At 70.4% G+C, this 21,507-nt stretch carries 21 protein-coding genes; 11 read left to right on the top strand and 10 right to left on the bottom strand.

Going from position 1 to position 21,507, the window contains the following annotated elements; all coding sequences use genetic code 11:
- Position 1: 1 nt before the first annotated feature.
- The 5 genes from MTS1_RS16725 to MTS1_RS13715 form a co-directional block, all read right to left on the bottom strand.
- Positions 2-1,624, bottom strand: a complete 1,623-nt coding sequence (locus tag MTS1_RS16725; RefSeq protein WP_023954999.1) for a serine/threonine-protein kinase — start codon at positions 1,622-1,624, stop codon at positions 2-4.
- A 109-nt stretch (positions 1,625-1,733) separates the two neighbouring features.
- Positions 1,734-3,053, bottom strand: coding sequence for an ABC transporter permease (locus MTS1_RS13730; RefSeq protein ID WP_023954997.1), 1,320 nt, complete (start codon positions 3,051-3,053; stop codon positions 1,734-1,736).
- The gene (locus tag MTS1_RS13725; protein WP_370576225.1) at positions 3,053-3,700 is read right to left on the bottom strand and encodes an ABC transporter ATP-binding protein; all 648 of its coding nucleotides are present in this window, start codon (positions 3,698-3,700) and stop codon (positions 3,053-3,055) included. The genes MTS1_RS13730 and MTS1_RS13725 overlap by 1 nt, the downstream gene beginning before the upstream one ends.
- Before the next feature lie 101 nt (positions 3,701-3,801).
- A complete protein-coding gene (locus tag MTS1_RS13720) occupies positions 3,802-5,376 on the bottom strand; it encodes a hypothetical protein (protein WP_023954993.1) in 1,575 nt (524 codons plus the stop codon).
- A complete protein-coding gene (locus MTS1_RS13715) occupies positions 5,373-6,341 on the bottom strand; it encodes a hypothetical protein (protein ID WP_023954991.1) in 969 nt (322 codons plus the stop codon). Before MTS1_RS13715 ends, MTS1_RS13720 begins: the two co-directional genes overlap by 4 nt.
- A gap of 114 nt (positions 6,342-6,455) precedes the next feature.
- On the opposite strand from MTS1_RS13715, the gene MTS1_RS13710 reads away from it, so the two are divergent.
- The 4 genes from MTS1_RS13710 (at position 6,456) to MTS1_RS13695 (ending at position 9,964) form a co-directional block, all read left to right on the top strand.
- Positions 6,456-7,808: a D-alanyl-D-alanine carboxypeptidase family protein gene (locus MTS1_RS13710; RefSeq protein WP_023954989.1), complete on the top strand. Its 1,353-nt coding sequence runs from the start codon at positions 6,456-6,458 to the stop codon at positions 7,806-7,808.
- Positions 7,809-8,030: 222 nt separating this feature from the next.
- Positions 8,031-8,582, top strand: coding sequence for a CGNR zinc finger domain-containing protein (locus MTS1_RS13705; protein ID WP_023954987.1), 552 nt, complete (start codon positions 8,031-8,033; stop codon positions 8,580-8,582).
- A 45-nt stretch (positions 8,583-8,627) separates the two neighbouring features.
- The gene (locus MTS1_RS13700) at positions 8,628-9,497 is read left to right on the top strand and encodes a WcbI family polysaccharide biosynthesis putative acetyltransferase (RefSeq protein WP_023954985.1); all 870 of its coding nucleotides are present in this window, start codon (positions 8,628-8,630) and stop codon (positions 9,495-9,497) included.
- Positions 9,498-9,670: 173 nt separating this feature from the next.
- On the top strand, positions 9,671-9,964 hold the full coding sequence (locus tag MTS1_RS13695; RefSeq protein ID WP_023954983.1) for a hypothetical protein: 294 nt from the start codon (positions 9,671-9,673) through the stop codon (positions 9,962-9,964).
- Here MTS1_RS13695 and erm read toward each other — a convergent pair.
- Positions 9,946-10,737, bottom strand: coding sequence for a 23S ribosomal RNA methyltransferase Erm (gene erm, locus MTS1_RS13690; RefSeq protein WP_023954981.1), 792 nt, complete (start codon positions 10,735-10,737; stop codon positions 9,946-9,948). The genes MTS1_RS13695 and erm overlap by 19 nt on opposite strands.
- A 298-nt stretch (positions 10,738-11,035) precedes the next feature.
- Positions 11,036-11,710: a TetR family transcriptional regulator gene (locus tag MTS1_RS13685; protein WP_036305885.1), complete on the bottom strand. Its 675-nt coding sequence runs from the start codon at positions 11,708-11,710 to the stop codon at positions 11,036-11,038.
- A 53-nt stretch (positions 11,711-11,763) separates the two neighbouring features.
- Between MTS1_RS13685 and MTS1_RS13680 the strand changes: the two genes are divergently transcribed.
- The gene (locus MTS1_RS13680; protein ID WP_023954977.1) at positions 11,764-13,239 is read left to right on the top strand and encodes a DHA2 family efflux MFS transporter permease subunit; all 1,476 of its coding nucleotides are present in this window, start codon (positions 11,764-11,766) and stop codon (positions 13,237-13,239) included.
- 78 nt (positions 13,240-13,317) lie between these two features.
- Here the strand turns inward: MTS1_RS13680 and tkt are convergent, their stop codons facing one another.
- Complete coding sequence (gene tkt / locus MTS1_RS13675) at positions 13,318-15,393, bottom strand: transketolase (RefSeq protein WP_052007886.1); 2,076 nt, start codon at positions 15,391-15,393, stop codon at positions 13,318-13,320.
- Between the two features lie 121 nt (positions 15,394-15,514).
- Between tkt and MTS1_RS13670 the strand changes: the two genes are divergently transcribed.
- From MTS1_RS13670 to MTS1_RS13650, 5 genes are read left to right on the top strand one after another with little or no spacing between them, the layout of a single operon-like run.
- Positions 15,515-16,261: a GntR family transcriptional regulator gene (locus MTS1_RS13670; RefSeq protein WP_023954973.1), complete on the top strand. Its 747-nt coding sequence runs from the start codon at positions 15,515-15,517 to the stop codon at positions 16,259-16,261.
- 13 nt (positions 16,262-16,274) lie between these two features.
- Positions 16,275-16,727, top strand: a complete 453-nt coding sequence (locus MTS1_RS13665; RefSeq protein ID WP_023954971.1) for a PTS sugar transporter subunit IIA — start codon at positions 16,275-16,277, stop codon at positions 16,725-16,727.
- On the top strand, positions 16,724-17,005 hold the full coding sequence (locus MTS1_RS13660; RefSeq protein WP_023954969.1) for a PTS sugar transporter subunit IIB: 282 nt from the start codon (positions 16,724-16,726) through the stop codon (positions 17,003-17,005). The genes MTS1_RS13665 and MTS1_RS13660 overlap by 4 nt, the downstream gene beginning before the upstream one ends.
- A 59-nt stretch (positions 17,006-17,064) precedes the next feature.
- Positions 17,065-18,477, top strand: coding sequence for a PTS ascorbate transporter subunit IIC (locus MTS1_RS13655; RefSeq protein WP_023954967.1), 1,413 nt, complete (start codon positions 17,065-17,067; stop codon positions 18,475-18,477).
- Positions 18,478-18,534: 57 nt separating this feature from the next.
- Positions 18,535-19,167: an HAD-IA family hydrolase gene (locus tag MTS1_RS13650; RefSeq protein WP_036305882.1), complete on the top strand. Its 633-nt coding sequence runs from the start codon at positions 18,535-18,537 to the stop codon at positions 19,165-19,167.
- A 75-nt stretch (positions 19,168-19,242) separates the two neighbouring features.
- On the opposite strand, the gene MTS1_RS13645 is transcribed toward MTS1_RS13650, so the two are convergent.
- Together MTS1_RS13645 and MTS1_RS13640 are read right to left on the bottom strand one after the other, a co-directional pair.
- On the bottom strand, positions 19,243-20,262 hold the full coding sequence (locus MTS1_RS13645; RefSeq protein ID WP_023954962.1) for an NADP-dependent oxidoreductase: 1,020 nt from the start codon (positions 20,260-20,262) through the stop codon (positions 19,243-19,245).
- 83 nt (positions 20,263-20,345) lie between these two features.
- Positions 20,346-20,735, bottom strand: a complete 390-nt coding sequence (locus MTS1_RS13640) for a DUF1304 domain-containing protein (protein WP_023954960.1) — start codon at positions 20,733-20,735, stop codon at positions 20,346-20,348.
- A gap of 94 nt (positions 20,736-20,829) precedes the next feature.
- On the opposite strand from MTS1_RS13640, the gene MTS1_RS13635 reads away from it, so the two are divergent.
- Complete coding sequence (locus MTS1_RS13635) at positions 20,830-21,420, top strand: TetR/AcrR family transcriptional regulator (RefSeq protein WP_023954958.1); 591 nt, start codon at positions 20,830-20,832, stop codon at positions 21,418-21,420.
- Positions 21,421-21,507: the final 87 nt, after the last annotated feature.

Below are 21,507 nucleotides of genomic sequence, written 5' to 3'. Positions count from 1 at the left end.
CTCAGCCGCCCGGGTTCTCCGGCTTGCCCGAGCCCGGCGACGATGGTCCCTTGCCGCTGTTGGCACCGGGCCCGTTCCGGTTGCCGCTGTTGGAGCCCCGGGCCGAACCGTTCTTCTCGGCGGGGCCGGCGGGCGGGTCGACCGTCGTGGCCCCGACGGGCACGGTCTCGGCCGGGATGGTCTCCAGCGGTGTGGTGTCGGCAGGCGCGATCTCGGCAGGCGTGGTGTCAGCAGGCGGCGTGGTGCCGGCGACGTCGCCCGTGTCCGACGAGACGACCGTCTCGGTCGCCGTCGTCACCTCGTCCGGTGGCGACTCGACGCCACCTGTGTCTTCCGTCGGGCTGCCTGCGGGGGTCTCGACCACCGCAGGCACGGGGACGTCCGTCGTCGGAGGAGTGGGCGGCGGTGCCAGCATCAGGTGCGCGGCGAGCGCCACCCCGATCGCTCCGATCGAGACGGCGCCGACGGTGATCGCCGTCCGCTGACGTCGGCGACGGCGTGACCGGGGCCGACGCTCGGATGCCCGTGCTGCAGCGGCCGGAACACTCGGGCCCACGAACATCGGCTCGGTCCCCGATTCCACGCTCGGGCCGCGTGCCTGCACGGCGGCGGACGCTGGGACCGGCGCGTCGAGGGCCCTGACGTCGATCGCTCGCGAGGCGGTGACGGGCCATGTCGCCGTCGCGACATCGGCCTGAGCGGCTCGGGATGCGGCCTGCGTCTCGTGCCCGCTCATTTCCGCCGCGCCAGCAACCAGCGCCGCGCCGACCGGCGTGCCGGGCGCGCGCCGGCTCAGGCTCGACATCACCTCGAGGGCGGTCGGGCGGTCCTCCGGTCGGCGCGACGTCATCGCGCACAGCAGATCGCGCCAGCGGTGGTCGAGAAGCATGGGCATGTCGGGGTCGCGCGACAGTCGCGCGAGCAGCTGTCCGCGATTGCCGTCGGACCCGGCGAACGCACGCTCGCCCGTCGCCGCCTCGACCAGCACCAGCCCGAGAGCGTAGATATCGGATGGGGGTGCCGGATCCGCCCCGTGCAACAGCTCCGGAGCGATGTAGGCGGCCGTGCCGATCAGCAGGCTCGGCGAGGTGACGCGGTCGCTATCGAGGAGGTGCGCGATGCCGAAGTCGGCGAGCTTCGCGCGCAGAGGGACCCCGGGCACGGTCGACCGCGCGAGGAGGATGTTCGAGGGCTTCACATCGCGATGCACGATCCCCGCGTCGTGGACCACATGGAGGGCATCGGCGAGCTGAGAGCCGAGCGCGGTCAGCTCGCCGTCATCGAGGACGCCCGCCGCGATGCGCTGCGACAGCGTCATCCCGACCACGTGCTCCATGACGAGGAACCGCGGCTCGTCGTTCAGGTGCGCGTCGAACAGCGTGACCAGGCCGGGGTGGTTGAGCGAGGCGAGCAGTCGTGTCTCGATCGCCGCCCGATCCGACGCGGCGCTGTCGGTCAGTTCGGGCCGTAGGACCTTCACTGCGACTGGGCGCCCGAGGGCTTCGTCGCGAGCCAGGAACACCCGCGCCATGCCGCCCGACCCGATCGGCTCGACCACCCGATACCGGCCTGCCAGGAGGGCGCCCGGCAGCACGGCATCATCGTTCGCGACACCGTCGATCATCCCGCGTCCTCGTCTTCGCCCGTCCCCACCGCCAGCAACGGTAGACCCGCACGATTCGCGGCGGAGAGGGCTGGCGCTCGCGCCCGGTGCGCGCTATGCGCGAGAACGGTCAGGCATTGCCGCGCAGCGCCACGACCGGTTCGATACGCGAGGCCCGTCGAGCCGGGATGCCGCCCGCCGCGAGGCCGATGATGGCTCCGAGCACCGTGCCGCCGAGAGCGACCCAGGGATCGAGCACCGGTGACCACTGCTGCGCGATGGAGACGCCCAGCACGGCGAAGACGCCCAGGGCCGACCCGATCAGGCCGCCCAGCAGTCCGATGACGATCGACTCGACGACGAACTGGCCGGCGATCTGCCTCCCGGTGGACCCGAGGGCACGACGGAGGCCGATCTCGCCGGTGCGTTCGAGCACAGACAGGGTCGTCACATTCGCGATCCCGAGCCCGCCGGCCAGCAGGACGATCACGCCGAGGATGAGGAAGACCACGTTGACGTCTCCCTGCACGTCGCGCGCGAGATCTGAGCGGCCCTGCGGCGCACTGACCTCGAGCGTGTCGACCGCGTCGGGGGCGAGAGCCAGCGGGGCCTGCTCGCGCAGCTGCGGACCGGTCCCGACCACGATGCGCGCGATCGCGTCGCCGGGCGAGGCGAGCTGGAAGTCCTGCCGCGCAGCCCCCGTGGGGATCACGACGGCATCGACGACCTCGGCGCGGCGGTCGAGCTCGTCGAAGATTCCGACGACGGCGTAGGCCACCCCGCCGATGAACACCGACGGCTGCGTGTCGACACGGTTGATCGCCAGACGCTCCGCGGCCCGGGAGCCGAGCATCGCCACCCGGTCGCCGCGCATGTCGTGCCCCTCGTCGAACGATCTGCCCGTGACGATGTGCCCGCCCAGCGTGTCGAGGATCTCGCCGGAGGCGGCGAAGAGCGCCGGGGGAGCGGCGGCCGCGATGGAAGGGTCGTTGATGGGCACGGCGGTGATCGAGTTCTCCCGCAGAGTGACGGGGGCCAGCACAGCGGCGGACTCGACGCCGGCGAGCCTCTCGAGCCGTGCCGGCGCGTCCCACGGCAGCGATGCGGTGGCAACGCGCTGCCCGCCCCGAGCCTGCGCTTCGGCCGGACCGATGCTCAGGTGCGTCGCAGCAGCCGCGTCGAACTGTCGGGCGATCTGCCCGGCCGCTGTCTGCGCGAAGCCGACGGTCGCCACGAGCGCGCCGATGCCGAGCACCGTTCCCATGACGGTCATGACGAGGCGGCCGGGGCGTGAGCCGATGTCGGTCGTCGCCTCGAGCACGAGGTCGCCGAAGCCGAACCGGTCGGCTCGCGGAACCTGGCGCGCCTCGGCGACCGCCGTCGTCGTGGCCTCGGCATCGACGGCGCGACGAGACCGCCGCGCCCGGAGCCTCTTCCAGAATCCCGTCATCAGCTCAGCTCGCTCATCCGGCCATCGGCGATGCGGATACGTCGCGCCGCGCGGTCGGCCACGCCCTGGTCGTGCGTGATCACGACGAACGTCAGCCCGCCCGCGTTCAGCTCTTCGAACAACGCCATGATGTCCGCCGTCGTGGCCTGGTCGAGGTTGCCGGTCGGCTCATCGGCGAGGATCACCCGCGGCTGCGTCACGACGGCACGTGCCACCGCCACGCGCTGGCGCTCACCACCCGAGAGAAGTCCGGGGCGGAAGTCGACACGGTGCCCGAGGCCGACGCGCTCGAGCGCGGCTCGTGCCCGTTCGGTGCGCTCCGCGCGCGGGGTTCCGCTGTAGAGCATCGGCAGCGAGACGTTCTCGAGCACGGTTCGCCGCGGCATCAGGTGGAACGCCTGGAACACGAAGCCGAGCCGACGAGCGCGCACCGCCGCTCGCTCGTCCTCGGTATATCCGCCCGTCAGCTCGCCCGCGAGGCGGTACTCGCCCACGGTCGGGCGATCGAGCAGACCCAGGATGTTGAGCATCGTCGACTTGCCCGAACCGCTCGGTCCGACGATGGATACGTACTCGCCGTCGGAGACCGTCAGGTTGATGCCCTTCAGGGCCTGTACCTCGGGCGGCCCGGGGAAGGATCTCGTCACGTCGCGCAGCTCGATAACCGGCGGTTTTTCATCCGATCGGATGACGTCGTCGCTCCCGTCCGGCGCCGTCGAGCGGTCCGAGAGGACGGCGGCCGCCTCCGTCATCGCCCGACCACGACGAGATCGTCCTCCGCCAGCTCGCCCTCGGTGGCACGCACCTCGACGGCCCCGCCGGCCGACAGCCCGGTCTCGACGACGACCAGCCGGGTGCGGGCATCGGGGTCGCGCGGGTCGCCGTCGACGACCTCGACGCGCGTCTCGCCGCCGGGGCCAGCCGTCAGCGCCGCCGCGGGAACGCTCAGCACGTCGCCCGCCGTCGCCCCGACGGCGATCGTGACGCGCACGTTCGTGCCCTGGAGCTGCGAGATCTGCTCGGGCGTCAGCTCCGCCGGCTCGAGGCTCACCTTCCACCGACTCTCGCCGCCCGCGCCCGCCTCCACGGCGGTGACGGTGGCGGCATGTTCTGCCCCGTCGGGGAGGGCGAAGCTCGCGGTCGAGCCGACCGTGAGCAGCTTGGCGTCCGCCTCCGCCGCGGAGCCGGTCAGCGCCACGGTCGCCCCTGACACGGTCATCGCCGCGCCGGAGAGGATGCTGCCGCGTTCGGCCGTCACCGCGTCGACGCGGCGGGGCAGCTCCGTCAGATAGAGCACTTCTCCGGCGGGGAGGGCGGGCAGGGCTTGCTGGCGGGCGCGCACGAGGTCGTCCTGCGCCTGCGAGAGCTGGCTCGCCGCGGCGTCGACCGCGGCCCGCTCGCTGCTCGTATCGGGTGCGGCGTTCAGCTGCTCACGTGCGAGCTCGGCGGTCGCGACCTGGTTCTGGGCTGCGACGATCTCGTCCCATGACGCGCCGTTGTCGCGTGCCCCCTGCAGAACAGCACGGGCGTTCGCGACCTCGAGGTCGGCGCGCGCGATGGCGTTGCCGTCCCGTCCCGCTGCGCCCAGCGCTGCGCGCGCCGCGGACAGCGCCTGTTCGGCGGACCGAACACTCTCCTGCGCCGAACGCACCGCGTTGTCGCCGTCGTCCTCCGACTCGGGGCCGGTGTAGCCGACCGCCGCGTACAGCGCGGTGACCGCGGTCGCGGCCTGCTCGTCGAAGACGTCGTTGCCCGGGTCTCCGGCGTCGATGCCGACGGCGCGCATGGCCTCTTTGAACTGCACGACATCGGGGCCGGCCACGCCGAACCGCAAGGTTCGGTAGGCCGGGAGCTCGCCGGGGAGCACGATGACGGGACGCCCTGCCACTTCGAGAGCGACGGAGAGCTGGGTCAGCTCGGCTCCGAGCGCCGGAACCTGGCCGGTGACGACGGCCGGTCCCGAGATCGCGGACGTGTCGATCTTCACCTCGACGGGGTCGGCGAACCCGACCTCGCCGCGGATCGTGACGTCGTTGCTGAGGGGGCCGAACTCCACCGGAACCGTCACGAGACCGGGTGCCGGCGCGTCGTCGGCAGCCGCCGAGGCGGGCGCCATGACGAACCGGCCGACGAGCAGCCCTCCGACGAGCGCCACGACGGCGACCGCCGCGGAGATCCAGAGCACGCGGTTGCGTGAGACGACCGACCGCCACACCGCGAGCCGGCCCCCGCCGGTCGGCGCGGGGGCGGCGGGGTCGGCGATGAGCTCGTCGAACGAGTCATCGGCCGCGGTCGTGCCGTCCTTCGCGGGATCTGCGGTCACGGGCGAGCCTGCTCAGCCGCTGCTTTCATCGCTTCGAGCTCCGTCTTGTGATCGGCGATGAACTGCTCCTCGGCGGCGAACTGCGCCTTCTGGTACTTGGCGCGGTAGTCGGTCTCCTTGCGGCAGTCGAGGTCGGCGAGAGCCAGTTCGACCTCACGCTCGTGGATCTCGTCCATGGTCGCCTGATCCGGGCCGGTCTCGGTCGAGTTCTCGTAGACGCCGTTCAGCTCTTCGTAGATGGAGTTCTGCGCATCCGCTTGCGAGGCGAATCCCGGGTACCCGGCGGCATCCATGCACGCGGCCCATTCGCGGTCGAGGTCCACCATGGCCGGAAGCGTGGCCGAGGACTCGTAGAACTTCGTGACGGCGTCCATCAGGTCGGCGAACTCGTCGGACTGAAGAGGGTCGTCGCCGTTGATCTCGTGATCGGCCCAGCCGTTGCAGCCGGACGTCTCCCAGTTGTATTCGTAGGACCCGTCCTCGGACATCTCCTCCTCGGTCGGGCCCGGGCCGTACAGCGCCTCGTAGTAGGCGGCCTGCTCCGACTCGGAGAGCGCCATCACGTAATCCGCGTTGGGGTCGGGCGTCATCTGCTCGGGCTCGGGCTGCTCGTCCGCGTCCGGATACTCGACGGCACCGTAGCCCCATTGCGCCACGAACTCGCGGTCCTCGGGCTTCCACTCGGTGCCCGAGCTGAACGTCATCGTGGAGGGGGCGGGGATGTACTCGAAGCCCTCGTCCTGCATGCACTGCGCGACGAGCTCCTCGCGCTGCTTGTTCTGCGTCTCGAACTGCGCCTGCTGCTCTTCCTCGCTCATCTCGCCGCCGTAGAACGCCGAGAAGTACTCGGTGAGCGGCGAATCCTCGGCGCTGTCGACGGAGCCGTCCGCGGCCGTGCAGCCCGCCAAGACGAAGACCAGGCCGACCGCCGCCGGAGCGGCCCAACGTAGTGTTTTGCGGTGCACGTGCAACCCCCTTGTTTCAAGAACGCCTCAACACTATGGGCTCGCTGAGAGTCGCGAATCATCCATGAGGATGACGTTTTGCGTGAAGATGGGCGCCATGACGAAGGGACCGCGATGACGCGACGCGACTCGGTGAGCGACGACCTCGACGATTTCGGGGCCTTCTTCTCGACCTCCGCTCCTGAGCTCTCGATGACTGCGGAAGAGGTGGCGACCGGGCGCCGCCGCCGTCGCCGGAACGGATGGATCGCCGCGGGCATCACGACGGCGATCGTTCTCGGCGCGCCCGGGGGATACGCCGCATGGGCGCTGACGGCTCCGCTGAGGCCGGCCGCGGGGGAGGTCTCGATCCCGCCAGCACCCGTGCCGCCGACCCCCGTCGACATCGGCTTCACGGCCGACGGGTCCGCGGCGCTGTCCGTTGCGGGCGCCGAGGCGTACCTCGGCTCGGCGGCGGCCGGCGTCTGGATGGTCGAGGGCGGTGATGACCCTCGACCGATCGCCAGCATCACCAAGGTCATCACGGCACTGGTGGTCCTCGACGCCTACCCGATCGCCGATGGCGACCGGGGGCCCACGCTCACCTTCGACCGTGACGACCACGCCCTCTACGACGCGTATTTCGTCCGCGATGCGACGATCGCTCCCATGCCGATCGGCAGTTCGCTGTCGCTGCGCGACGCCCTGGCGACGATGCTCATCCCGTCTGCGAGCAACTACGCCGAGGCGATCGCCGTCTGGGCCTTCGGTTCGGTGTCGAGCTTCCGCGCCGCCGCCGACCGGTGGCTCACGGCGAACGGCCTGGAGCGGACGAGCGTCGTCGAGCCGACGGGGCTGGATCCCCGAAACACCAGCACCCCGAGCGACCTGATCGCACTCGGTCGCATCGCCGCGGCACATCCGACGGTGGCAGCGATCGCCGCGACGCCGTCTCTGAATCTGCCGGGGCCGGGGGCCATGGCGAACACCAACAGCCTCCTCGGTCAGAGCGGGATCACGGGGCTCAAGACGGGCACGCTCGACGACAGCGGTGCGAACCTGCTCTACACGGCGACCGTCGATGTCGGGCTTCCCGAGCCGTTGAGCGTCGTCGGTGTCGCGCTCGGCGGCTCATCCCAGCGCGGCGTCGCCGCCAGTGTTCTCGGTGTTCTGCAGCGTCTCGCCGACGGGTTCCACGTCACTGCGGTCGCGCAGCACGGGCAGCAGCTCGGGATCTACACGACGGCGTGGGGCAGCTCGGTGCGGGTGGTGCTGGCGAAGGGAGCGTCTCTGCGCACCTGGTCCGACACGCCTATAGCGGTCACCGGCGACGTGCGCGAGCCACGCGACTGGACCGACGGCGAGGTGCTCGGTGAGATCACGTGGACGGCCGGTCCCGAGTCGGTCACGGTGCCGGTCGTGCTCGACGGTGACATCGAACCGCCGTCGGAATGGTGGCGTCTCACTCATCCGGGTGAAATCGGCTGACCGATTTCGGCGCTTTCTGCGACCGGCGGGCGCGATGCCGTCGCCTGCAGGTCCACACGTCGGGCGCCGCATCCGTCGCACCGCACGTAACGGACGAGGCCGTCCGATGTGCGATGCGCCGACTCGGTCGTCCAGCCGTGCTCATGAGTACGGGACGGCAGCGGAGCGGTGGGGGATGCAGGGGAGGGCGGCGACATGATTCGATCGTGGTGTAATGTCGTTATGCAGCTCAACCCTTACGGTGAGTACGCGGTTCTTCTCGCCGCATCGCTCGCGAACGACTGGCCGAGCGACCGCGAGGGCGTCGTGGCGCGCACGTACGAATACGGCATGACCGCTGTGTACGCGCCCGGGGCGCCGTCCGACCTCGAGGCGACCCGGGCGGTGATCGATTCGTGGCTCGAAGTGGTCGATGCTGAGACGGCGGCGGAACGCGCGAGGCTGCTGAACCGGCTGATGGCGGCGGCGACGGCGTATCCCCGGCTGACCGACCACGACGGCGAATGGCACCTGCACTACCGCGACGACGATCAGCGCCTGCCGCAGGTGCTCCGCGCGGTCATCGCCGTCGGCACCGCGCTCCATGTGACGACGCGGGGGATGGGCCGTCTGTCGCGGTGCGCCGCCGGACGGTTTCCGGGCGACCCCTGCCGCAACGTCGTGGTCGACGTGACCCGTAACGGGCGGCAGCGCTACTGCTCGGTGCGCTGCGCGAATCGCGACGGGGTGCGTCGTCACCGGGCCAGGTCGGCGTTAGCGCATCCGGGGGCCTGACGGCAAACACCGGCGTCGGTCGAGGCCGCGGGTCACAGTGGAGGGATGCCTCATGCCCCCGCCCCCTTCCGGCAAGTCGAACCGCCCGAGGGCTTCGGGCTCGTCGTCGGCAACTGCCAGGCCGAGTCGATGCGCATCGTCCTCGACGCCCCCGACCGCCCGACGGTCCGGGTGCCTCCGGTTCACGAGATGGATGCCGCCGACGTCGAGCGCCTGCATGAACTGCTGCCCCGGGCCTCCTTCCTCGTCGCTCAGCCCGTGCGCGACGACTACCACGGCCTGCGCCTGGGCACGCGTCAGCTGGCGGCATCCCTCGCTCCGTCCGCGCCTCTGGTGACCTTCCCGGTCGTCCGCTACGCGGGGCTGCATCCGTTCCAGGCGGCGCTGCACGTCGACGGGATCGAAGAGGTGCCGCCGATCGTGGCCTACCACGACATCCGCACTCTCGCCGCGGCGGCCGGGCTTCCGACAATTCCGCGGCTGGACAGCCGGGCGGTGCGGCAGGTAGCGAGCGATTCGCTGGCCGAGCTGCGTCGTCGCGAGGAGTCGATCGACGTCGCCGTGTCGGATCTGCTGCGGCCCGCGTCGGCCGAACTGATGCGCACCGTCAATCACCCGGGCAACGTCGTGTGGCTGCCTCTCGCCGAGCGTGTGCTGGCGACCCTCGGCCTGCCGGGTGTTCCCACCGATCCGGGGCGGCCGTTGCTGAACGCGGTTCGGGCCCCGCTCGAGGAGTGGGTGGCCGACGCCTGGGAGCTCTCCGATCCGCCGCAGGGTTCGTGGATCGTCGACGGTGTCGAGGTCGATCCGAAACTGGTCGCCGAGGCCCACGCGGACTGGTACCGCGCACACCCCGACTTCGTCACCGCCGCGATCGTCCGACTCCGCGACGTGATCGGCCGCTGGCGAGGCTGACCGCGTCCGGCCCCCGCCCGGCGGGAGCGTGCTAGCGTTGAAACGTCCCTTCGGGGCTCGTGTGTCGTTCGCCTGGCTCACCGTCGAGCAGATCGTCCGACGCGATCACTGGTTCATCCAGCCCTCATCTTTTCTCCGCGCACCGTGCTGTGCGCGCTCGTTCTCAGGACATCGTGCTTTCAACTCTTTCTTCTTCCGCGCCTTCGCTCGTCTGGCGACAGGCGGATGCCGACTTCTTCGTCGCGACTCTCGACGGCCAGTACGCCGGATTCGTGACCACCGGTTCGATGCCGGCGACCTTCGACGCCGAGAGCGGCCACGGCGCCGACCTCGGCACCCACGCCTCGCCCGACGCGGCTGCTGCGGCCGTCGCCGAAGCAGCTCGGCCGGCGACCCTGCGCCGCGGTGCACGCGCGCCGCGGCGACGCACCCGCGGCGCGGGATCGCCTCAGCGCGTGCGCTCCTGACGGGTTCGCCGGCACTCCCGCAGCGCGCGCCACAGCTCGGTCCACTGCCGTGGCGTGAGGTCGCGCGGCAGGGCGTCGGGGGCGACCTCGGCACGGCGGCAGGCTCCGCGGGCGGTCGCGGCGCTCGCGCCGACCGACACCCGGAGGATGCCCGCAATGCCGTGCCCGCGCCCCGTGAACATCGTGCGTACGAACGACTCGTAGCTGCGACGTTCGGCTTCGGGAAGCAGCGGCGATGCTCGTCTCGTGATGGCGAGGATGCCGCCATCCACCGACGGGCGGGGGTCGAAGCCCCAGTTCGGCACGCGCCCGTGGAGGGCGAAGTCGAACCAGGGAGCGGTCTGCGCCGTCATCATGGTTCGGCCGCCCACCCCCGCTCTCTTCCGCGCAACCTCCCATTGCGTCACGAGCACCGCATGCTGCCAGCCGGGATCGGTGAGAAGGTGGCGCAGGATCGGTGTCGTCAGGTGGAACGGGATATTGCCGACGACGACCGGAGCATCCAGCCGTCGCCGTAACGCATCGTCGGCGATGACGGTGACCTCCGGAAGGGCGCGCGACAGTCGGCGCGCGCGATGCTCGTCGATCTCGATGGCAGTCAGTGCGCGGCCGGACGAAGCGAGAACGCGGGTGAGTGCACCGTCACCGGCGCCGAGCTCCAGGATCGGGCCGTCGGTGGCGGTGACGAGTGAGGAGATGGTGTCGAGGGTGGGGCGATGGGTCAGGAAGTTCTGGCCGAGTTCGTGGCGTCCGCCATGGCGGGAACGAGGCATGGGTGTGCTCCGATGTTCGAGGGGAGCACCCCGGGTGCGGGGAGGCAAGCAAGAGGCCCGTCCGAGGTGCAGAAGACATCTCGAAGGACGGCGCGGTCAGACCAGCGATGCCGTACGCGCCGTCAGGCGCGGCGGTCGCGGAACGTGAAGGTGCGCGCCATCACGGGCGCTGCAATTAAGTAACCCACCGATCCAGGCTAGCAGGCGGGGATCGGTCCACCGCGAGGTCCCACGTGAGCCGGGTTTCCCGACGGTATTGCCGGCCGAAGTGGGACCTCGGTCAAGAGGCCGGGGTCGGTCAGCCGAGATGCGGGGGATGAGCCTCGAGGTCGCGGGCCACCGTCGCGACGCCGCGGCGCATCTCGAGGTAGATCTGGCGGACGCTCGCGCGCTCGTTCAGCTCGGCGCGACGTACCCACTCGTCGATCGTGAGCCGGAGGACGAGCGCCATGGTCGAGACGGCCGCGCGAGCGGCGAGCACATCGGCGTCGGCCCCCGCCGCATCGACGGCGGCGTCGGTGAGCTGCTCGACCTCTTCAGCCTCATTGCGCAACGCGACGGCCAGGAGCGACGGCTCCGAACCGACGAGGCGGCGGATGCGCAGAGCGCGGATGTGCTCGTCGGGATGCGCGTCGAAGCGGTCGAGGAGCTTCAGCCAGCTGCGCTCGATGCCTTCGACCACGGAGGCTCCCGCACGTACGGCATCGATCGCGTCGCCGACGACGCGCGCCGAGTCGTCGGCGCTCGCGAACACGGCAGCCTCTTTCGTCGCGAAGTAGCGGAAGAAGGTGCGCTGCGACGTGCCTGCGCGGCGCGCGATGTCGTCCACCGTCGTGCCGTGCACTCCGTGCTGCTCGAAGAGGTCGAGGGCTGCGTCCGACAGCTCGCGCTGGGTCTCCTGACGTCGTCGCTCCCGGAGGCCCGCGGGATGCTCGTCAGCGACCGCGGCGGCCTGATCGCGTTCGCGCTCCATGAGATAAGTGTCGCACAGCGCCAATGTGGCAGAGACTGCCATAAGATCAGTGAGTGACACTCGAGCAGCAGCATCCCGAAACCTCCGCCATCCCGACATCGGCCCCTCCCCGCACGACATCCGTGCGCACCGGCCCCGTCATCGCCCTGCTCGTCGCATCGGCGTTCGTGGTCATCCTCAACGAGACGATCATGAGCGTCGCCCTGCCGCGGCTCATGGTCGACCTCGAGATCACCGCGGCGACTGCGCAGTGGCTCACCACCGGCTTCCTCCTGACGATGGCCGTCGTCATCCCGCTGACCGGCTATGTGCTGGCGCGATTCCCGATCCGCGGCGTCTTCTTCACGGCGATGTCGCTGTTCGCCGCCGGGACGCTCATCGCCGCGCTCGCGCCCGGCTTCGGCATGCTGCTCGCCGGACGCGTCGTGCAGGCGTCCGGCACGGCCATCATGATGCCGCTGCTGATGACGACCGTGCTGAACGTCGTCGAGCCCGCCCGTCGCGGACGGATGATGGGCGTCATCAGCATCGTGATCGCCGTCGCCCCGGCGATCGGCCCGACCGTGTCGGGTCTGATCCTGTCTGTGCTCGACTGGCGCTGGATGTTCTGGCTCGTGCTGCCGATCGCGCTGCTCGCGCTCGGCCTCGGCGCGATCTGGGTGCAGAACGTCACCGAGACGCGCGAGGCGCGCTTCGACGTCGGATCCGTCGTGCTCTCCGCTCTCGGCTTCGGCGGGCTGATCTTCGGGTTGAGCTCGATCGGGGAGTCGGCGACCGGCCACGCACCGGTGCCCGTCTGGATCCCGCTTGTCATCGGCGCCCTCTCGCTCGCCGCCTTCGTCACGCGTCAGCTGAAGCTGCAGCGCACCGACGCGGCCCTGCTCGACCTGCGGACGTTCCAGTCGCGGTCGTTCAGCCTCGCCGTCGTGCTGGTCGTGGTCGTGATGTCGGCTCTGTTCGGGTCGCTCATCCTGTTGCCGATCTACCTGCAGCAGGTTCTGGGGCTCGACACCCTGACGGTCGGCCTGATGCTGTTGCCCGGCGGTGTGCTCATGGGGCTCATCGCTCCCGTCGTCGGTGCGCTGTTCGACCGGTTCGGCCCGACGCCGCTCGTGATCCCGGGCATGATCGTCGCCGCCTCGGCGCTGTGGGGCATGACGACCTTCGGCGTCGGTACCCCGATCGCCTGGATCATCGCGGTGCACATGGGGCTCAACCTCGGCCTGGGCTGCGTCTTCACGCCGCTGCTCACCTCGGCGCTGGGATCGCTGCCGACGCGTCTCTACTCGCACGGCAGTGCGACGGTCAGCACGCTGCAGCAGGTCGCCGGTGCCGCGGGAACCGCGCTGTTCGTGACGCTGATGTCGGTCGGCGCAGCCGCGGCTGCGGAAGGCGGGGCGGATGCCGTCGCGGCGACCGCCTCGGGCGTGCACACGGCCTTCGTCACCGGCGCATGCATCGCCTCGGCGGCGGTGGTGCTGACGTTCTTCGTGCGCCGCCCGGCCCCCGTCGCGACGCCGGGGCGCTGACGGTCGCCGAGCCGACGCGAAAGGCGGTGACGCACGAAGCGTCACCGCCTTCTCGGTCGGGTCGAGGGATGAGGTCGATCAGCTCCGGGCGGTGACGGAGCGGAGGGCGTCGAGAACCCGCTCCTGCGTCATGCCGCGCTCGCGCAGAGCATCTGCCGCCGGAGCGGAGAGCCCGAACTCGTCGATGCCGACCACGGCGCCCGATGAGCCCACGATCTCGTGCCAGCCGAACGGCGACGCCGCCTCGACCGCGACTCGCGCGTGTAGCGACGGCGGCAGGACCGCGTCGCGGTACGCGGCGTCCTGTGCCAGGAACCACTCACGGCTCGGCATCGACACGACCCGGACCTGGAGGCCGGATGCGGCGGCCGCCTCGGCGGCCGACAGTGCGAGGCCGACCTCGCTCCCGGTCGCGATGATGACGGCGTCCGGAGCGGCGACGTCGCGCACGACGTAGCCGCCGCGGCGGACCCCGGCGCGTACGTCATCGATGGGAATGTCGAGCACCGGCACGCCTTGCCGGCCCAGCACGAGCCCGGCGGGGGAGTCCGCCTCGACGATCGCATGCCATGCCGCCACGGTCTCGTTCGCGTCGGCTGGGCGGACCACGGTGAAGCCGGGCATCGCGCGCAGGCTCGCCAGGTGCTCGATCGGCTGATGGGTGGGACCGTCCTGACCCAGCGCGACCGAATCGTGCGACCACAGGTAGGTCACCGGAAGTCCCATGAGCGCCGACAGGCGGATCGCGGGGCGCTGATAGTCGCTGAACACCAGGAACGTGCCGGCGAAGACGCGCCAACCGCCGGCGAGGGCGATGCCGTTCATCGCGGCACCCATCGCGTGCTCGCGGACGCCCCAGTGGATGTTGCGGCCCGCTCGCGTTCCCAGGCCCGTCTCCTCGGGCAGGAACGATCCGCCCGCGTGGATCTCGGTGCGGTTGGGCTCGGCGAGATCGGCCGATCCGCCCCACATCGCGGGTAGCGCCTGCGCGAGTGCCTGGATGGCGGCGCCCGAAGCGTCGCGCGTCGACACCTCCGTACCGGGGTCGAAGCGGGGGAGTCGCGTGTCGAGATCATCGGGCAGACGGCGCGCCCGGAAAGCGGCGTGCGCGTTGGCCCGAGCGGGATCCGATGCCTGCCACCGCGAGTAGGCCTCGTCCCATGCCTCGTGCAGACGCGCACCGCGCGCTCGCGCGGCGCGCGAACGGCGCAGGACCGCCTCGCTCACGTCGAAGGGCGCAGCCTGCGTGCCGAGCGCGTCGCGCAGCAGTCCGATCTCGGCCGCCCCCAGCGGGGCGCCGTGGGATGCCGCGGTGTTGAGGGCTCCGGGCGAGGGATACGCGATCTGCGACTTCAGGATGACCAGGCGCGGCTTGCCGACGGGGTTCGGCGCGCCCAGGACGCGGTCGAGCTCGTCGACGTCGACGTCGCCGTTCGTGGCCAGCTCGATCCGCTCGACGTGCCACCCCTGGGCGCGGAAGCGGGCGCCCACGTCCTCCGACGAGGTCAGACGCGTGTCGCCCTCGATCTGGATGTCGTTGTCGTCGTACACGACGGTGAGGTTGTCGAGTCCATGACGGCCTGCGAGGGCCCCGGCTTCGTACGAGATGCCCTCCTGCAGGTCGCCATCCGAGGCGAGGACCCACACGTGCCGGTCGAACGGCGATGCGCCCCGCGGCGCGTCGGGGTCGAAGGTCGACCGCTCGTGCACCAGGCCCATGGCCATGCCGACGGCGGTGGCCAGGCCCTGCCCGAGCGGCCCGGTCGTCGTCTCGACCCCGGCGGTGTGGCCGAGTTCGGGGTGGCCCGGGGTTCGCGAGCCGAGCGTGCGGAAAGCGCGGAGGTCGTCGATCGTGACGTCGTACCCGGTGAGGAAGAGCTGCGTGTACAGCAGGATGCTCGCGTGCCCGCACGACAGCACGAACCGGTCACGACCCTGCCACTCCGGGTCGGCGGGGTCGTGCTCGATGTGCCGTTGGAAGAGCGCGGTCGCAATCGGGGCGAGGGCGATCGCCGTGCCCGGGTGTCCGGATCGAGCGGCCTCCACGGCATCCGCAGCGAGCAGGCGGGCGGCGACGACGACGTCATGCTCGGTGACTTCGGTGGTATCCGGGATGGTGGCCGGTGCGGCGGGCGTCGAGATCAAATTCTCCATAGTCATCATGATGTCATAATGACTCTGAGGTGCAATCTTGCAGGAAAGCTCAGTTTCAGGCATGATCGACGTCGGATTAGTCATGACGTCATAATGACGCGAGTCAGCAAGGAGGCGACCGATGGTGACAGCGACCGGAACCGCGAAGTACCGGGCCGTCCACGACGAACTCCTGCGACGCATCCGCGAGATGGCCGTCGGCGACCGGCTGCCGTCCGAGCCCGAGCTGTGCGAGGAGTTCGAGGTGAGCCGCATCACCCTGCGCAAGGCCGTCGACGGGCTCGTGCAGGACGGATGGCTTGCTCGCGAGCACGGCCGCGGCACGTTCGTCACCGAGCCGGTTGCGGGCGACCACTACCCGGAGCACTTCGCCGACGTCGTCACCGGGTTCCACCGTCAGCAGACGAGTGCGGGCAACGTCGTCACGACCCGCGTGCTCCGTCAGGAGCTCGTGCCCGCCGGCGCCCAGGTGGCCCGCCTCCTCGAACTCGAGGAGGGGGAGGGCGTGGTCGAGCTCGTCCGTCTGCGCTACGTCAACGGCCAGCTCCACCAGCACGTGTTCACGTGGGTTCCGCACGCCCGGTACCCCGGGGTGTACACCGGTGACTTCTCGGATCAGTCGCTTTACGCCTTCCTGCAGGAGCAGTACGGCGTCAGTCTCGTCCGCAACGACATGACGGTGCGCGTCGACGAGGCGGCGCCGGACGTGGCGTTGAACCTCGGGGTGAGCGCCGGCCTGCGGCTGCTCACCATCGATTCCCTCGTGTTCGACGCCGACGGCACCCCGGTCGCCTTCGGCACGGCACGCCACGCTCCGGAGAACAGCGAGATCTCCCTCACGCTCCATGGCCCTCGGCCCGGCGTCTGACCGGAAGGACCCCATGCTCATCGAACAGCTCAGCGACGACCGCATCCAGTTCGCGACCGACCTCGACGGATGGCGCACGGCCATCGAGACGGTCAGCCGACCGCTTCTCGATGACGGCTCCATCACGCGCTCGTACATCGACGCGATGATCGAGTCGATCGCCGGCGGCGGCACCTACATCGATCTCGGGTTCGGCATCGCGCTGGCCCACACCCGCCCCGAGAAGGGTGTCGTGCGCACGGGGCTCTCCGCGCTCTGGGTCGACCCCGCCGTTCTGCTCAACGACGAAGAGGCCCACCCCATCACCCTCTTCTTCTGCCTGGCGGCGACCGACACCGAGTCGCATCTCTCGACGATGTCGGAGCTCGCCCGACTGCTCAGCGACGACCGCGCCCGTGCAGTTCTGCTTTCCGCCCGAACCACAGCCGACGTCCGCGCGGCCCTCACGACAGGAGTCATCCGATGACCAAGTTTCTCGCCGTCTGCAGCTCCGGCCTCGGCAGCAGCTTCATGGTGCACATGAACATCGAGAAGGTGCTGAAGGAGCTGGGAGTCTCCGGCATCACCGTCGATCACGCCGACCTCGGCTCGGTCGCCCGGGGCGACGCCGACACCATCTTCGTCGGCCGCGACATCGCCGAGGCCGCGAGCGGCCTCGGCGACGACGTCGTCGCGCTCGACAGCATCATCGACCTCGCGGAGCTCCGGACGAAGGTCGATGAGGCCGTCAAGCGGCACTCCTGACCCGACCCGACCCTCCCGCCCTCCACCCGACGCTTTCACCGACGAAAGGAGCATCCGCGATGGATGCTGTCATCGATGTCCTGCTCGACATCTTCACCCAGCCGGCGGTCATCGTCGCGCTCATCGCCCTGATCGGTCTCGCCGTGCAGGGGAAGTCGTTCAGCGACGTCCTCAAGGGCACGATCCGCACCCTGGTCGGCTTCCTCGTGCTGGCCGCCGGCGCCGGCGTCGTGGTCGGCTCGCTCGATCCGTTCGGTGCGATGTTCCAGCACGCGTTCAACGTGCAGGGCGTCGTCCCCAACAACGAGGCCATCGTCGCCCAGGTGCTGCTCGACTACGGCTCCGCCGCCGCGCTCATCTTCTTCTTCGGCATGATCGTCAACATCGTGCTGGCGGCGACCACACGCTTCAAGTACATCTACCTGTCGGGTCACGTCGCGTTCTACATCGCGGCGATGTTCGCCGTCATCCTCGGGGTCGCCGGCTTCGAGCCGTGGGCCGTCGTGCTCTGGGGGTCGATCGCACAGGGCATCTACATGGTGGTCTCGCCTGCTCTCGTCCAGCCCTTCATGCGCCGCGTGACCGGCAGCGATGACGTCGCCCTCGGGCACACCGGCGGCGCCGGCGTCGCCCTCAGCGGTCTCGTCGCCCTGATCACCCGAGGCAAGGGACGTTCGAAGTCGACCGAGGAGATCTCGTTCCCCAGCGGGCTCGGCTTCCTCCGCGACACGACCGTGATCGTCGCGCTCTCGATGGCCGTGATCTACATCATCGTCGGGCTGTTCGCGGGGGCCGCGTACATCGAGGGGGAGCTGTCGAACGGACAGAACTTCATCGTCTTCCTCGCTCTGCAGGCCGCGACGTTCTCGGCCGGCGTCTTCATCATCCTCGCCGGCGTGCGCGTCGTGCTCGCCGAGATCGTGCCCGCCTTCAAGGGCATCTCCGAGAAGCTCGTGAAGAACGCCAAGCCCGCGCTCGACGTGCCGATCGTCTTCCCCTTCGCTCCTAACGCGGTGCTCATCGGGTTCCTCGCGAGCTTCGTCGGCGGCATCGTCGGCATGCTCGGGATGGCAGCGCTCGGCACAGCGATCATCATCCCCGGCGTCGTGGCGCACTTCATGACGGGTGCCGCCTCGGGCGTGATCGGCAACGCCGTCGGCGGTCGCCGGGGCGCCGTCCTCGGAGCCTTCGCCAACGGCGTGGCGATCACCTTCCTGCCGCTGTTCCTGCTGCCGGTCCTCGGCGACATCGGGTTCTCGAACTCGACCTTCTCCGACTCGGACTACGGCGTCTTCGGCCTGATCCTCGGTGGCGTCTCCGGTGCCGGCGGGCAGATCGCCGTCATCGTCGCGCTCGCTGTCGCCCTCGTCGCGCTCTACGGCACGACCTTCGCCCTGCGCGGTCGCGACCGGCGGAAGGCGGCGGAAGCCGAGGCCGACGCGACTCCGGCCCCCGCAGCCACGTCCCGCTGAACCGAATCGATGCCGCCGGGGTCCGCCCCGGCGGCATCCTCCTCCCTGGAGCCTCCTGTGACCGCCATCACTCCGAGTGCCGTGCTGTTCGACTGCGACGGCGTGCTCGTCGACTCGCTCGAGGCCGCCGCCACCGCCTGGGACGCCTGGGCGACGCGGTACGCCCCGGGGTTCGACTTCCGCACGCAGATCGAGCACGGGGTGCGCGCCACCGACACCGTCGCGACGCTCGTGGCGGCAGGGCTGCGCGACGAGGCCGTCGCCGCTCTCGATGAGGCGGAGGTCGCATCTGCCGCGCTGACGGAGCCGATCCCCGGCTCGGTCGCCCTGACCTCGCGCATCCCGTCGGGGATGTGGGCCGTGGTGACCTCGGCCACGCGCGAGCTGGCGCGCCGGCGACTCGCGGCCGCACGGCATCCCGTCCCGTCCGCGCTCGTTGCGGCGGAGGACGTCGGTCGCGGTAAGCCCGACCCTGAGCCCTACCTCGCCGGCGCCGCGCAGCTCGGCGTCGACATTGCGCGATGCGTCGTGTTCGAGGATGCCGAGGCCGGCGTGCGTTCGGCTCGCGCCGCCGGAGCGGGATGGGTCGTCGGCGTGGGGGACCATCTCGGTACCGCCGTCGTCGACGCCCGGATCGACGACCTCCGCTCCGCCGAGTGGCGAGACGGCAGCTTGCACCTGCGGGGGTGACGGCTTCGTCCGTCGAGCCGACGCGAAAGGCGGTGACGCGCGAAGCGTCACCGCCTTTTCGGTCGGCTCGAGGGCTTACCGCGCGGAGGTCCGCACGAGCATCTTGCCGGTGTTGGCGCCGCGCATCATCGCGAGGAAGGCGTCGACGGTGTTCTCGATGCCGTCGACGATGGTCTCGTCGTAGGCGATCTTGCCCTCGGCGAACCAGGCGGTCATCTTCTCGGTGAACTCCGGCGCCAGGTGGAGGTAGGCGGCCAGCGTGAAGCCGGTCGCGGTGAGACCGCGGGTGATCATGTTGGCCATGTTGTCGGGCCCAGGGGTCTTCTCGGTGGTGTTGTAGCCCGTGATCGCGCCGCAGAGCGCCAGGCGTCCGCCGGTGTTCATGACGTCGAGCGCGGCCTCGAGGTGGTCACCGCCCACGTTGTCGAAGAACACGTCGACGCCGTCGGGAGCATGCGCGGCGAGCTGCTCGCGGACGGGGGCGTCCTTGTAGTTGAAGGCTGCGTCGTAGCCGTACTTCTCGGTGAGCAGGGCGACCTTCTCGGCGGAGCCCGCCGAGCCGATGACGCGGCCCGCGCCGAGGAGCTTCGCGATCTGGCCGACGGCGGTGCCGACGGCTCCGGCCGCTCCCGAGACGAACACGGTGTCACCCGGCTTCATGTGCGCGATCGCGGTGAGTCCGACGTAGGCGGTCAGGCCCGTCATCCCGAGGATGTGCAGCCGCACCGACAGGGGCAGGCCCGGCACCTCGGGGACGGCGCGGAACGTCGAGGCGTCGGCCTGCACGACATCCGACCACCCGTGCTGATGCAGCACGACGGTGCCCACGGGCAGGTCGTCCGACGCGCTCGCCACGACGCGGCCGATCGCGCCGCCGGCGATCACGTCGCCGAGGGCGTACGGGGGGACGTAGCTGCGGACGTCGTTCATACGTCCGCGCATGTACGGGTCGACGGAGACGAACTCGTTGACCACGCGCACCTCGCCCGGCGCGGGATCGCTCAGCTCGACGCGCTCGATCGAGAAGTCCTCGGGCGTCGGCCAGCCCTGGGGGCGGCGTGCGAGACGGACCTGCGTGCTGGTTCCGTGGGTCATGTGTTTCTCCTTCGTGAGGGGTCGGTGACGGATGCCGCGATGCTCGGTCGGAGTCGCGGACAGGGGTGGCGCGCTACGGCGGGTCAGAGTGCGATGCCGAGCGCGAGCGCGAGGACGCCGAGGGCGGGGACCACGCCCTGCTTGAGGGCGGCGGAGGCCTTGGAGGGGTCGGAGAGGACGAGCACCAGGCTGGCCGCGACCATGGAACCAGCCCCGGTGAAGACGAGCGTCGCGCCGACCGGGAGGTTCCCGGCGATGACGACGACGATGCCGACGAACACCGCGATGGCGAGGAACAGGTTGTAGAAGCCCTGATTGAAGGCGAGCGCCTTCTGGGCCTCGGCCTGCGCTGCCGTTCCGGTGCCGAACGTCTTGCGTGCCCGTTCGCTCGTCCAGGCGATGGACTCGAGGTAGAAGATGAAGACGTGGATGAGCGCTGCGAGGCCCGCGAGCGCAAGACCGGCGATGATCATGAGCTGTTCCCTTCCGGCGGTGGACACCGCAGTTTCTGTATCGCTTGGTTCAATATATACTGAACTGAACGATACACAAAAGGGGGCGCGGCGCATGGGCCGAACGCAGAGCTACGACCGCGACGACGTCGTCCGCGCGGCGCGGAGCGTCTTCTGGGAGCAGGGCTACGAGGGCGCGCCGCTGCCCGAGCTCGAGCGCGTCACGGGTCTGAACCGATCGAGCATCTACCACGCGTTCGGCTCGAAGCGGGGCCTCTTCGATGCCGCCGTCGAGAGCTATCTCGACGAGATCATCCGACCGCGGCTGGCGCCGCTGATCGGCGAGGACGTGACTCCGGCGGCGCTGGAGGAGTACCTCGATGGACTGCGTGGCGCGCTTCGACAGCCGAGCTCGCTGCCGGCGTCGAGTGGGTGCCTGCTCGTGAACACGGCGGCGGCCCCCATCGGGCGGGACGAAGCCGTCGCGCAGGTGATCGCCGGGTACCGCGCCGAGCTGCGCGCGGCCTTCGGCCGGGGCGTCGCCGCACGCCGTCCCGATCTCGACGGGACCGAGGTCGCCGTCCTCGCCGATGCGTGCACCGGGCTGGTCGTCTCGGCCTTCGCCCTCGCCCGCGTGGATGCCGCCGGCGCGGCGGACGCTGTCGGCACGGCGATCGCGCTCGTCACGGGGTCGCCGCAGCCCTGACGCCGCAAGGCGGGTCCGCAGGGCGTCGGCCGGTGATCCGCTTTACGCCCCTCCCTTGACTTTTGGCAAGCGTTCGCGCCGAGTTTC

Source organism: Microbacterium sp. TS-1 (assembly GCF_000509385.1).
Taxonomy (GTDB): Bacteria; Actinomycetota; Actinomycetes; order Actinomycetales; family Microbacteriaceae; genus Microbacterium; species Microbacterium arborescens.
This window is presented reverse-complemented; position numbering and strand designations above follow the sequence as displayed.

Excerpts from the sequence above, each read along its gene's own strand:
- MTS1_RS13700 (WP_023954985.1), top strand. The coding sequence starts at position 8,628 with ATGCCTCATGCCCCCGCCCCCTTCCGGCAAGTCGAACCGCCCGAGGGC.
- tkt (WP_052007886.1), bottom strand. The coding sequence starts at position 15,393 with ATGGAGAATTTGATCTCGACGCCCGCCGCACCGGCCACCATCCCGGAT.
- MTS1_RS13655 (WP_023954967.1), top strand. The coding sequence starts at position 17,065 with ATGGATGCTGTCATCGATGTCCTGCTCGACATCTTCACCCAGCCGGCG.
- MTS1_RS13730 (WP_023954997.1), bottom strand. The coding sequence starts at position 3,053 with ATGACGGGATTCTGGAAGAGGCTCCGGGCGCGGCGGTCTCGTCGCGCC.
- MTS1_RS13635 (WP_023954958.1), top strand. The coding sequence starts at position 20,830 with ATGGGCCGAACGCAGAGCTACGACCGCGACGACGTCGTCCGCGCGGCG.
- MTS1_RS13665 (WP_023954971.1), top strand. The coding sequence starts at position 16,275 with ATGCTCATCGAACAGCTCAGCGACGACCGCATCCAGTTCGCGACCGAC.
- MTS1_RS13710 (WP_023954989.1), top strand. The coding sequence starts at position 6,456 with ATGACGCGACGCGACTCGGTGAGCGACGACCTCGACGATTTCGGGGCC.
- MTS1_RS13640 (WP_023954960.1), bottom strand. The coding sequence starts at position 20,735 with ATGATCATCGCCGGTCTTGCGCTCGCGGGCCTCGCAGCGCTCATCCAC.
- MTS1_RS13645 (WP_023954962.1), bottom strand. The coding sequence starts at position 20,262 with ATGACCCACGGAACCAGCACGCAGGTCCGTCTCGCACGCCGCCCCCAG.
- MTS1_RS13670 (WP_023954973.1), top strand. The coding sequence starts at position 15,515 with ATGGTGACAGCGACCGGAACCGCGAAGTACCGGGCCGTCCACGACGAA.
- erm (WP_023954981.1), bottom strand. The coding sequence starts at position 10,737 with ATGCCTCGTTCCCGCCATGGCGGACGCCACGAACTCGGCCAGAACTTC.
- MTS1_RS13660 (WP_023954969.1), top strand. The coding sequence starts at position 16,724 with ATGACCAAGTTTCTCGCCGTCTGCAGCTCCGGCCTCGGCAGCAGCTTC.
- MTS1_RS13705 (WP_023954987.1), top strand. The coding sequence starts at position 8,031 with ATGCAGCTCAACCCTTACGGTGAGTACGCGGTTCTTCTCGCCGCATCG.
- MTS1_RS16725 (WP_023954999.1), bottom strand. The coding sequence starts at position 1,624 with ATGATCGACGGTGTCGCGAACGATGATGCCGTGCTGCCGGGCGCCCTC.
- MTS1_RS13685 (WP_036305885.1), bottom strand. The coding sequence starts at position 11,710 with ATGGAGCGCGAACGCGATCAGGCCGCCGCGGTCGCTGACGAGCATCCC.